This window comes from Methanosarcina sp. A14 (assembly GCF_001729375.1).
Classification (GTDB): domain Archaea; phylum Halobacteriota; class Methanosarcinia; order Methanosarcinales; family Methanosarcinaceae; genus Methanosarcina; species Methanosarcina barkeri.
In genome coordinates this window covers 1-12,958 of sequence record NZ_LZPK01000273.1, presented here as the reverse complement: position 1 = coordinate 12,958, position 12,958 = coordinate 1, and the positions used below count along the sequence as shown (strand labels likewise).

General features: G+C 36.3%; 8 protein-coding genes. 3 read left to right on the top strand and 5 right to left on the bottom strand.

Annotation, left to right across the window (positions count from 1 at the left end; translation table 11 throughout):
* Positions 1–76: 76 nt before the first annotated feature.
* From A9239_RS12735 to A9239_RS19625, 3 genes are read right to left on the bottom strand one after another with little or no spacing between them, the layout of a single operon-like run.
* Positions 77–2,014, bottom strand: coding sequence for a hypothetical protein (locus A9239_RS12735; protein ID WP_048122383.1), 1,938 nt, complete (start codon positions 2,012–2,014; stop codon positions 77–79).
* A complete protein-coding gene (locus A9239_RS19630; RefSeq protein WP_176722146.1) occupies positions 1,968–2,135 on the bottom strand; it encodes a hypothetical protein in 168 nt (55 codons plus the stop codon). The genes A9239_RS12735 and A9239_RS19630 overlap by 47 nt, the downstream gene beginning before the upstream one ends.
* Before the next feature lies 1 nt (position 2,136).
* A complete protein-coding gene (locus A9239_RS19625; RefSeq protein ID WP_176722145.1) occupies positions 2,137–2,328 on the bottom strand; it encodes a hypothetical protein in 192 nt (63 codons plus the stop codon).
* Positions 2,329–3,750: 1,422 nt separating this feature from the next.
* On the opposite strand from A9239_RS19625, the gene A9239_RS12725 reads away from it, so the two are divergent.
* A complete protein-coding gene (locus A9239_RS12725) occupies positions 3,751–5,352 on the top strand; it encodes a glycosyltransferase (protein WP_230668971.1) in 1,602 nt (533 codons plus the stop codon).
* Positions 5,353–5,787: 435 nt separating this feature from the next.
* Here A9239_RS12725 and A9239_RS12720 read toward each other — a convergent pair whose 3' ends face one another.
* Entirely contained in the window at positions 5,788–7,875 is a 2,088-nt protein-coding gene (locus tag A9239_RS12720) for a disaggregatase related repeat-containing protein (RefSeq protein WP_048122381.1), read from the bottom strand.
* An 849-nt stretch (positions 7,876–8,724) separates the two neighbouring features.
* Between A9239_RS12720 and A9239_RS12715 the strand changes: the two genes are divergently transcribed.
* On the top strand, positions 8,725–9,108 hold the full coding sequence (locus tag A9239_RS12715) for a serine O-acetyltransferase (RefSeq protein WP_080941604.1): 384 nt from the start codon (positions 8,725–8,727) through the stop codon (positions 9,106–9,108).
* Between the two features lie 161 nt (positions 9,109–9,269).
* Here A9239_RS12715 and A9239_RS12710 read toward each other — a convergent pair whose 3' ends face one another.
* Positions 9,270–10,808, bottom strand: a complete 1,539-nt coding sequence (locus A9239_RS12710; protein ID WP_230629032.1) for a right-handed parallel beta-helix repeat-containing protein — start codon at positions 10,806–10,808, stop codon at positions 9,270–9,272.
* Between the two features lie 946 nt (positions 10,809–11,754).
* On the opposite strand from A9239_RS12710, the gene A9239_RS12705 reads away from it, so the two are divergent.
* Positions 11,755–12,651 (top strand): polysaccharide deacetylase family protein, encoded by an 897-nt coding sequence (locus A9239_RS12705; RefSeq protein ID WP_048122377.1) that lies wholly within the window; start codon positions 11,755–11,757, stop codon positions 12,649–12,651.
* The last annotated feature ends 307 nt before the right edge of the window (positions 12,652–12,958 follow it).

Genomic DNA, 12,958 nt, shown 5'->3' with positions numbered 1-12,958 from the left:
CCAACTTTAAAACATAAATCCCAGCATGTGGGCTTTTTTCCATTCCGCAATAAGTAACGAAGATTATCTTGGGTTCTCAGTTTCGGGTCGTTTTTCCTTCCTTTGTGTAAGCAAATACCTCGTCGTTATCATATACTCGGGCATAATCATGTGCGTTGAATCTGTTGAAAAATCCCTCTGGCAATGTCTGGATAATATTTATTCCATAGCGTTCAGGATCATTGATAGAGATAGGTTCTTTAACAGTTGATTTTCTCAGCAAAATCGTAGGATCGCCATCAATCTCTCCAGTCTGTATATGCTGAATGTTAAAATATGTTGCGTTCCTGGTATCATATGCTCTGTCCCTGTAAAAAAGACAACTGTCATATGGGGAATCCATCAAAATATTACCAGAGCACTTTACGGTTACTGTTTTAATGGCCTCGATTTCAATACTTTTAAACTGGTTTCTTACGGTTGTGTCCTTTGCCACAAGTGGGTTGTCTTTATTTATGCCTGGGGTTGTAACCATTACAAACGAAAATAGAAGAATAATTGTGAACATCACAGGGATCTTTGCTTTTTTTGAGTCAAGGAGACTTACCAATTTCAACATATATGAGGCGGATACAAGTACCAGGAACACTGCTATCAGTGGGAACCATCGGCTTGTAAGGAAATTCCTCATTCCAAGTAAAGGAATTCCATAGGCAAGACCGTACAGTATTATAACAACTAAAGCAATAGAAAACTTATTGACTTTTTTGATATTTTCGCGAGAAAGCCATGCTAATACCCCTCCTATTGCGAAAAAAGGTAGAGCAAGATAGCTTATATGGAGTAAGAGCGTTTCCAGTGTTTCCTGATTATTTAAGGGACCCATAATAAGTTCAGCACTTGAGTAGCTTGATCCGATTTGAAGGACATCCATTAGAGGACTGAGAACCATTTCAAGAAACGAGGTATTTGAGTTAACATACGTAAACATCCAGTATGTTTGTAAACTAATAACAAAGAAGAGGATATAATTAAAATTGTTTGTTTTCGCGAAAAGACTTTTGTATACATGATTGTGCAGATATTTGCCTGCACAAATTGAGACTAAAGAAAGAAATACCACAAAAGTTGTCAACTGATGGGTCAGAACCATTAGAACAGTAATTAACAGGATAAATCCTGTATACCTCAAGCTCTGTTTCTCGCTAAAGATCGCGTATATAATGAATATAAAATAGCAAAGAACAAGAGAACCAGGAGTTATATTCGTAATGCCTGCGACGATATTATGATTATTTAAGTTTATCAGTAAAGTTGCCAGCAGCCCCATTTGAACGCCTTCAAGTTTCTTTCCTATTAGATAAATGCCTACAGTACTGAAAACACTGGCAAACCCTATGGAATAAAATATTGCGTCTTTGATGTCGGTTTCGCTCATTACCTGAATAATTGAAACAAAAATATGAAAAAGTGGGTAGTAGAAGTACTTACTGCTTGTTTCAATCGGAGCAACAAATCCGGTATCAGTAATTGCCCTTGCCATACTGGCATGGAAATAAGCATCATATCCCATTAGACTTGGAAAATTATAAAAAATTCCAACTCTGATAAGAATTGATAGCAGGAATATCTGCAATAATAAAGAGGTAACTCCGTCTCCTTCTCTAACATAAAGAATCTGGGAGGCGATAATGGCTGCAAGGATACATATCAATATAAAGGAAGATATCGGTCTGTAGTACAGATTTGTGCTATATATGAAAACGCATGCCAGAAAAATGAGATAAAACGAGATTTCCAGTATACTTTTAAATTTGTCTTCTCGGGAAGATATTGCGGTCTCACTCTTAAATTTATTTCTAAATATAAAGTAGATCAAACAGGAGGAAAGAATGGCAATTCCAATATCTTTCTGGTTCAGGTCGATGATGTAGTACAAAGAGATAATTAATAATCCTAAACCGAATCCCATGACGCTGAGAATCACATCAAGATTTGTTGTAACTCTCTCCACGTACCCTTTTGCAGTTTCCATACAACCCCACAACATAATAATTTTTATAACTTATTTTTTCAACACAAAATATTCTTTGTTGTAATTCCAAATGACTTTTTACGGACTTTTTCTCCCCTTTCATGTCCTTTTCCTTTCTCATTTCAGCCTGCTTTAACTTCTATATTATTCTTCCACCATCTGTATACTTCAGTTCCCGATGTTCCAGGCAACCTTTTCAGTGCAGCACTGAAAAATTTTTTGTAAAATTCCAGGAATCCCCTTGCATATATGTATTGCCAGAGAACCGCAAGTACGCCTCTATGAAATTCAACTGTATCAATGAGTTTTTCCATAAGCTTCCATACTTGATTGAAGTAGAGATGCATCTGGTTGAAAAGAGTGGTATCCATTATGCTCAGTGAGATTTCAAGGATATCAATTTTTTTCTTGTGTTAAGGTTATATGGACTGAAAGGATGGTGCATTCCATTCCTGAACCTGAAACAATCATGGTATCCGAAAGTGGAATCATAGCTGAGACCCGCATTTTTGTAAACAGCTACCACAGCTCTTTGTCTTGTTTCACTTTTTTGATCAAAGTATCCCCCTTAACCATACTTCTTGGATCTTTAACTTTATTAAATATTTGGTCCACTCTATTTTTGTTATTTTTATTTAGGAACCTATCTCGATGATTCTGTCATATCAATCTCGTCCCCACGGAAACCCCGAATATATATTTTTCACAGATATCTTATATCTTTCAAATCCTAACTGTTATAATATTTTGTCTTCTATCTCTCCAGTACAGGTTTTTCCATATTCTGTCATCTTTTATAAAAAATGTTTCATTTTAGTTATCTAAAAAAAGATAAATTATTCTATTAATTATTAGATTTGCCATACTAATAACGGAATAATCAGAAATATTTTATCGCCGTGTCGATATGTAAAGGTTCTTCAGTCATCATTATTATGTAATGTTTGCCTCTTGATACATAAAAATTATTGTGATGTATGTTTTGGCATCTAACTAATATTTTTTCTAGTTTTTCTCACTATTGTACTATTTTGCTCATTTTGCCTGCTGATATTTGAGTTGTTCAGTATCTTCCATCCTTAGTATTTCTGGTAGCTGCCTTCTAGAAAGTTGCTCACTAAGTTTCGGCTTATCCGATATTAGGAATTATAGTTTGCAGGGAAGCATCAAACACCTTTATACCGTATGAAATTATCTCTCTCAATACACTTCAAACCCTTGCTAGACTTGTGAAATTGCCTTAACAATACATTAATGCTTATTTCAATAATTATTTCAGTGGCAAGCTTTGTTCTTTTCTATTTGAATCATTCTTCGATTTTATTTTCGTTAGTCTTACATCTTCAAAATCATTTTTTCAAAAAAATAGAAAAATATTCTATTTAAAAAACCAGTTCAGTAAAAATTTGCTCAATTTGTCTATAAATCTACTATTTATATGAATAAATCATATATTTTTATATTTTTATATCTTTTTACTTATATAAATTACGGTTTGTCTACTATTGATTGTATGAGGAGGTCTTAGCCAGTCAATTAATTTCTTTTATTTTTGTTCATAGAGATCATTTGTAAGGATAATTTTTCCTTATTAATATTTTTACGCGAATATCTTTGTTAAATGTTAACCTTATATATATATTACTACAACAATTTTTAGTATGATAGCCTTTAATATTTTTCCACTTATACAGATAAAGGGGGTTATAGCATATGCATATGTATAAGGGGGTGGATTGGGTTTGTTTTCAGCCCTTACTCTTGGTCTTAATTCTCTAATCTCTGATCCTATTAGCATAGTATCTTCGTCATCTCAACTTCCCGATAGGTTGCTCAGGCATGAATTTACCGTCTTAATTCCAGCTCAGAACGAGGAAACTTCAATTGGAAGCAAAGTCTTGATTGCGGCAAGTTACGCGGACCGTGTACTCGTTCTTGATGAAGGCTCTACCGATCGAACTATGGAAGTAGCTGCTTTGGGAGGGGCACGAGTTGTTCCTGTTTCCAGTGGGGAGGAGGCATTACTTGATGTCCTCTACAAGGCATCTCTTGATTCTGAACTTGTGGTTCTTATCTATCCGGAATGCATACAGGATATGGATTTGCTTTCTCATGTCCTTGAGCCTTTAAGACACGGATTTGACCTATCTGTGGGTTCGTGGCCCTGTCGCATTTCTTGTGAGCAGGAAACAGTAATGCTCTTTAATGGAAAAAGTACTTTTAAGGAAAAAATAGGCTTTCTTGCAATAGCTGCGGATTCAATGCAGAAAATCAGTTCAAGTGGGCAGCATTTAACTTTAAAGTCTTTGCTTTCTGCAGCGAAAACCGAAGGACTCAAGGTTAACTATCTGAGTTTTGATGTGGATCCTATATTCAGGAAGCTTGAGAGCACGCGTATTGGAGTTGTTGTGCCTGCTTATAATGAGGAGTTGCTTATAGGTGATACTCTAAGTGGTATCCCTGAATATGTGGACCGAATTTACGTAATCGATGATGGTAGTATAGATCGGACAGGAGAAATTGTAAAAAAGTTCGGAGACCCCAGAATCGTCTATTTGCTCCATGAAGTAAACAAAGGGGTAGGTGCAGGAATAATTGACGGGTATAAACTTGCCCTGAAAGACGAGATGGACATTGTTGCGGTTATGGCCGGAGATAATCAGATGGATCCTATTCAACTTCCCAGGTTGATTTTTCCAATCATTGAAGGAAGAGCTGATTATACAAAAGGCAACAGATTACTCACTGATAATTTTAGGGCCGGAATGAGCAAATGGAGATCTCTTGGAAATCTTCTCCTCAGCTTTATTACAAAAATAGGCAGCGGTTATTGGCAGGTTATGGACCCTCAAAATGGATATACAGCTATTTCCAGGCAGGCCCTGGAGGTCATCGATTTAGACTCAGTCTATCCTTATTATGGCTATTGTAACGATCTGTTGATCAAGCTTAATGCCTTTGGAATGAGAGTGATAGATGTGGTAATGCCCGCCCGGTATGGTAGAGAGAGATCGAAGATTCACTACGGCAAGTTTATTCGCAAAGTAGCTCCTATGATCTTTAGAGGTTTTCTATGGAGACTGAGGGTCAAATATACGGTGCTGGACTTCCATCCACTTGTACTATTTTATTTCCTTGGAATGGTTGCCTTGCCTGTGGGTGTTATTTTAGGATTTTGGGGCTTTTTGCAGGTCTTGTTGCAAAATCCTCTTCCTTCCTACTATCCTCTGCTTGGTTTCCTTGTACTGGGCATGGGGCTTCAGATGCTCCTTTTCGGAATGCTTTTCGATATGCAGGTCGAGAAGAAAATGAATGAAAGAGTAGGACTTGCTCGTTAAAGTCCGGAAGATTATTCTTCCGGATTTTTTGTTTTAATTTCCTTTTTCATACATTCCTTTTTGAATGACAGTGTACCGATTTTTCGGTAAAATCACAAATCTCAAAAAGTTATTGAATAGAAAATCTCTCTCTGGAGGTCAATTTCTTCATAGTATTCAAAAACTTTGCTTCAATTTTACAGTAAATCCGAGACACTGCCCGATTTCCCTATTGTTTTGTCTATTAAGTTAGGCAGGAGATTCCAATAAAGAGATATTTCGGATCTACCAGAACCCTCAGTTGGGGTATGGAAATCCCAAACACTAAAGGTAACCCCCAATGTAATCCTAGATGTACGAAGTGTAGCATTAAAAATTAAATACTTCTTTATTTATATCTAAACGTTGCTTTTTTCTTCATGAATCAAACTATTTCCAGACTAACTTTATCGACATTCAGATATACTCTATAGTGAGTTTGGGTCTCTGACTTTTATTTTGCCAGTTAGAACTGTAGAACGCTATATAGTTTTCATCTTCCTCACGAGCCTTTATAAGGAAACCTGTATTCTCATACTTTCCACTTATATATTCCTGCACAAGTTCTGTTACATCCAGATCGTAGTAGCGGTTATCAGGGTTCTCGTCTCCACTGATAGTTATCGTGGCATATGGGGTGTTTCCCTGGAAGACCCCATTCCTGTCATACCAGTCCCCTCCAGAGTTTTTCCAGGGGTCATTAGATTCCCTCTGCTGCCAGGTAACATGTTCTCTGCACCATTTCATAGGTCTGTATACTTCCAGTATAGTATCCTTTGATCTTATTTGGTTCTCCGGGTAGTACCAGAATAAAGATAGAGTGGCCTCTTCAACCTGGTCAGTATGATTAAGTGAACTCAGCTCAAAGATTATAATACCTCTGTAAATGCCTCCATCGGATTTTTTTCCGACATCGATATATTCACTATCACTAAAAGTGGTATTTGGGGCTTCTTCTCTCAGCCGATTGTCAGAAATAATGAAAGGTAAAGCAACCTTGAGGTTTTCTGCCTTATCAAATTGCATCGAAATATTTAATAATAATTTTTTCAGGAACTTTCTAAACTCTGAAAAAGCTTTTTTAAGGCTCAACTCGAAGCTTTCTTCCTGTTCGGTCTGGACTTTGCTTTCATTTATCTCATAAGGCGTCTGTGGTCCAGTAGACATAGCTTCACTCCAGGGAAAGTCCTTACCCAAAGTCTCGTTGGTGTTCAACTTTGCTGCAAGTTCTGAGTCAGCTTCAATGTCTGAGGTAGAATTTGCACTCATATAGTTCCCACCGGCGTTGCCTGAAAGACAATTGTTTTCCAGGATAAAGGAATGAGTATTTTTTAGCTGGTTGTATACAGCATATCCTTCCCCAGCTGCAGGACTGGACTGTGTATTAATTATTATATTATTTCTCACGATAGTTGTATAGCCTGAACCTGGGGCCGAAAATTCATTACTGACCTGTTTATGGGCAATAGCAGCTCCATAGCATCCATCGAATTTATTGTCCTCTATCAAGGTATTTTGGAAACCATTAAGCACTATGCCCCCTGCCCAGTCCGCACCCTCGTTAGTACCGGTTTTATAAAATTTATTATGGTGTATGAATATGTCTTTTGCAGAATCTTTTGAATACCCGGCCCCGTAGCCTGTAATCCATATACCTGCTGCGTTCGTCTCATATAGCAGATTATCGTAGATTTCAATATCATTCATCACAGTTGACGGGCCAATTTTCTGGATTTCAATTCCTGCCCCGCCCTCTCCTTCTGAGTTAATTATATTGTTATAGAATTTTACATGGTTTGTATTGTAAATTCTCAAACCGCTATTCGTTCTGCACGTTATTTTATTATTCCAGGCCTCTATATTCGAAGAATAGATAGCGTAGAGGACGTCATGCCCTAACTTGTATACTCGGTTATTGTAAAACTTAACACCTGAACATTTTACGACTTTAAACCCATCGCCATGGCTGTCATGCATATACATATCGTGAACCTGTATATTCTCGCAATTAAGGACATTGATCAGGTTGTGATATCCTTTCCCCCTATTCTTTTCATTATTTTTGTCGTGATTTCCGTCAATCTCAAATCCCCTTATAGTAATATCATGATTTCCAGCACTGTCCATTTGCGTAATCATAGGTTTTTCTAGAGGCCAACCTGCTTTATCTTCAAGTTTAATTACAGCTGTCGTATCTCCCTCGAGAATAGTGTTGTTTCCAATTAAAATACTGTCCGAGATGATGTATGTACTGGGGCCTTTCAGATGAACGGTTGTGAATTTTGGGTTTTCTGCAACATATGCAAGAGCTTTGTTTATCTCTACCTGATCGTCACTTCCATTACAGTTAAAGTCTCCACTCCCGTTGGTAGCAACATAAACTGTTGTACAGGATGTCTTTGATAGAGTAAGGGTTATACTTACAATTATACAAACAAAAATTATACTAAGAAACAATAACTTTTTTTTGTCTCCCCATTCATATGTTTGCTCCTTTCCATTCATCTCAAATCCCCAATACATTGAACTATAATTCCTCAATATTAAAAAATTTATCTTTTCAAAACTGTAACTAAAACCTCCTTGAAAATATTTGCATTCTTCCTGTTGTTTAAATTCCATGACTAGAGTTCTAAGAAGTACATCTTAACTTTGAAAATTAAAGTAAACTCATGGGAAGTCTAAATTTTTAAAATTTATTTGATTTTAATTTCTTGAATGAGCTCATCCCAAAATCAATTTTATTTCCAAATTGATAGGATATTCAGAACTATTTCCCACGATAAAAAACTCGATCGATTTTTCAGAATGTGGATTATGAGATGTAATTTTGAGTTTTGAGGTCAACTCTAATTTAAAAATTAGCTTGTTAATTTTCACTTTAATGTTGGAGTAAAACTAACTAACCATTAATAAGTAATCTTTATAAGAAGCACTCTTACTCTAATTTTTATATAAATCCTTGCCATAATTAACTGAATTGTCTACGGTTGTATGTATTAGGCTTCTGAGCTCGTAAATCTCTTTAATCCATAGGGTTTATCGGTTTGCCTATATTTCACGTCAGGGTGTTTGGGAAGTTAAACTTAGCAGATTCTAGGATATATCGAAACTTCTAAATTCTGCAAAAGTAAGTACAGGGGTATAGTTATTATTAAATCAAAAGCAGATTACGATTTCTATGTCAGAGCAGACAAGTTTTCTTTAGGTAAACACTGTAGAAGCCCTAGACTAATTGGTGACGATATATGGAAATTTCAGAGATTACTACGAAAAACTGAGTACTTTAACAACTGCAAGAAATCTCTAATTTCCAAGTTATATCTCAAATACTTATTATTCAGGTTCTACACGATGAGTGTCCATCTAGGGTTCAGTATCCCAATAAATGTCTTTGGTCCAGGATTGTGTATCGCCCATAGAGGAACTATCATTATAAACAAAAATACCAGGGTTGGAGAAAACTGCAGAATACATGCCTGTACTAATATAGGATCTAGCCGGGCTGAAGTTTCAGCCCCACAAATTGGAAATAATGTATATATCGGGCCTGGTGCCAAAATTTTTGGAAATATCGTAATTGCCGACGATATAGCGATTGGGGCAAACTCGGTCGTAAATAAATCGTTTTATGAAAAAGGTATCTCGATTGCAGGTATCCCTGCCGAAAAAATAAGCACTAAAGGATCAGATGGTATTATAGTTGCAGCTACGCAAATTGCAAAAAATAATCCCTGATTCTAATAAGTGAACACTCCGTAAATGAACATCACGTTCAGGTAATATTATATATTGTTTAGTCCTGTTTTTTTAATTAGCTAAATATTCTGCTACTAAAATAAAATCCTGTTTTTTCTAATTAGCTAAATATTCTGCTACTAAAATAAGCTAAGGAAGCTTTAATATAACACATTAAAGCAGAATAAGAAAAACATCTTCAGTAGCAGTCTGAAAGTTTTCCATTCTGGTGAAAATAGCTGGTTCCACCATACAACATACCCGAGCCTATTTCCTGAGATAGAAGCCCATTCAGTATTTCCATACCTGCCTATGTTGGTCCTATTTCCACTATTTCCTGGCTCCTTTGAATAGTCAGAGTCCGGATAAGCGGCATCGATACATGGAGAACTTACAGTATCCTTTACCCACGTTTTTCCATTCAATCTTCCACCTGTTGATTTCAGATGATAATCGTGATTTTTCTCGTTTGCAAAGTGAGGGTCTACACAGATGTTGCTTGTCGAGCTGGCGTTATTGTAGTTTCCTGCGGAGTTATTGTAAAGGCAGTTGTTTTCAAGCACAAAGGAATGCGTTTCAGGCAGAGAATTAATCACTGCGTATCCCGTTCCGTCAGGGCCTTTCTTACGTTGCAGCGTGTTTACAATAATATTATTGCGGATAATTGTGGTATATCCTGTATCTTTGGGTGAAAGATCGGTAGAAGCATCTGTAGGATACATATGGACAATTGCAGCATGATACGTATCATCAAATACATTATTCTCAACAAGGGTATTGTAAAATCCACTTGTTACTATACCACCTACCCAATCTATGTTTGGGTTAGTGCCGGTGCTATAGAAAATATTGTGATGAATATGTACATTCTCTGCCTCTTCCCTGGGGTAAGAATTACCATAGCCTAACAGCCATATCCCGGGTCCATAGGTGTTATGAATAGTATTATTATACACCTCTATGTCATTCATTACGCCTGTTGTTTTCTCAATCTGAATTCCAGAGCCGCCTGCACTCCAGTGGTAAAAGGAATCTATTACATTATCATGGAATTTTACATGGTTTGAGTTCCATACTCTAAAACCGCTGTTAGTCCTGCAGGTTATTGTATTATTCCAGGCTTCAACGTTCAGGCAATCGGTGGCAAAAAGATCATCATGCCCCAGTTTATATACTTGGTTATCGTAAAATTGAATATTAGAGCTTCTCTCTATCTTCAGCCCATCTCCATGCCCGTCATGCATGTACATAGAGTGAACCTGAATATTGCTGGAATTAGAGAAACAAATCTGATTGTAATATCCCTCTCCTCTCTTTTTTTCTTTGTTCTTGTCATGATTCCCGTTGATTTCGAATCCTTTTATAGTGATATTCTGATTTCCAAAACTGTTCATCTGCGTAATTAGGGGTTTATTCCTTGACCAGCCTGCTTTATCTTCAAGTTTGATTACGGCTGTAGAATCTCCTGCCAGAATAGTGTTGTTTCCAAGTAAAATACTGTCCGAGATGATGTATGTATTGGGGCCCTTCAGATAAACGGTTGTGAACTGAGGATTTTCTGCAACATATGTGAAAGCTTTGTTTATTTCTATCTGGTCATTACTTCCGTCGCAATTAAAATTCCCTCTTCCGTCGGCAGAAACATAAACAGTTATACTAGGCGATGTTGTGGAAAGAGCGGTTGTCCCTAATGCGATCAAAAAAACTAAAATTGTAAAGTAGAATACGTTTTTTTTTCTTTTTTTGCCATCGATGTCTCAGACTTTTTCCATTCATTCTTATTCCTATACTTTTTTAGTCTCAACTCTCAAGGCATGAAAAAAGCTATCTTCAGAGAATATTATCAGTTAAATTTTAGCATATAGATTAATATTTCTTTTTGATCTCGTAGACTGTATGGTTAACCAATGTAAAACTTTACCAGCTTCTTTTTCTTAAAGCCTCTAAAGCTTCTGGAAAACATACAAAACAAGATCTATTAATTACGGCAGTATACAAGAAGTTTATTTCAGTTGAATACTCCATTACTTGCAGCGAGGTGCGCTAATGAACTTTGATCCTACAATTTTTAAGCAATGATCACTAGTTAATAAATTTATACAGTAAACTTATTCTTTATATGTAAAGAAATTAGATTCGGGCAATGTATTCTTAGCTGTTTCTTCAATCTTCCTGCAAAATAGTAACACTTATCTCGGTTTCAACTTTTATAGTTCCTTTAGTGTCAGATATCACACTGCAACTTATTCTGTAGGATTCGGGCGTGGCTCGGACATACTATAAAAGATTCCTGCATTTTCGAGTAATTTATTATGAGATATAAATAATATCAAATTAAATTTTATCAGTCTCTCCAGGTTCTCAAAATAAAAATTTGTCTATTGATCCTATATTTATATCCATCTGTCCTTTTGGACTCTTAATTAAATTTTCAGTGTTAAATATAAAAATACTTCTCAAGATTATTTCCAACTTTTTATTTCAATTAAATCATCAAAAATTTTTTTATACTCTTGTTGCCCTTTTATAAGCATCACAATTTTTACAAAGTAGGCTTCTCATTTACTTCTATTCGCATGTAATTTCACTATAAGTCAGAAATTTGTTATGTCATTATAAGCGCATTTGGTCGCGCGGCGGGGTCTTATGAGGGGGAGTTTTTCAGTTACAGTGGATCTTGAAGATTGGTACCATATTCCTTCAGTCTGCAGTTCTCCTTACGCTGTTTACAGGACTGTGAATGAGTTTTTTGAACAATGGGACGGTAGGTACGATTACCTTACTGAACCTACAAAACGGGCATTGGATATTCTCGATGAGTTCAACGTAACTGCTACTTTCTTTGTAGTTGCGGATATTGTAGAACATTATCCTGGACTTGTCGAGTCAATTGCGGAAAAAGGGCATGAAATTGCATGTCATGGCCTGCATCACGCCTGCAAAATCAATCCTGAGACAAAGGAACGATTAATGAGTAACGAGGAATTCGAACAGAAAACATTTCTTGCGAAAAGAATTCTTGAAAAAGTTAGTGGAGAGAGAGTAGCAGGTTACAGGGCACCAAATGCTTTTGTAGGTGGTTGGATGTTGGATTCACTTGAAAACATCGGGTTCAAATATGATTCCTCAGTTTCCGTAAATTCTCTTTATAATAAAACAGATTCGTTCCTTAAGACAGTCTCATCTTTTCCTTACTACCCTTTAAAGAACGGGCTTGAGGTAGGCGGCGATAGAAATTTTATTGAGTTTCCCTGGGCATATTATCAGAATGTACTTAAAATTCCAGCTTCAGGAGGCCCGATACTCCGCTTTCTTGGAGCTCCTCTGGTATTGAATGGGCTTATCCAGAGTTTGAAAAGAGGACATACTATCTTTTATTTCCACCCAATTGATATTTCCTGTACTAAATTTCCTTCAGTAGGGAACAACAGGCCATTTTACTGGTGTATGAAAGGAAAGCTTGTAGAACGCAGAATTCGTCATATTCTGAAAGCTCTTAATGATGTTAAAAAAGTGTGCCTGAGGGATTACCCCGAAATATAGCCTTTAGAAAGGTTTTCTATATCTAACTGAAAATTTGAACGTGGTCTTGATAAGTCTAAATTTTTAAACCATATCCTATTATGTCTTATTTACTCCTCTAGTCCTAGTTGTCGCTTTGAATCCACAATATGCTTTTACAGTGATCGAAGTATTTGCCAAACTGATTTTTTTCTTAACTCCTAGCTTTTCTTCTGTATATCTATCCTGGTAGATGTGCAATCTAAAGGACAATAAGTTAATAATATTGCAGAAGAATACATAGCAACGAGTATAATAATAAGTATAATAAAAAATAAACATATAAAAA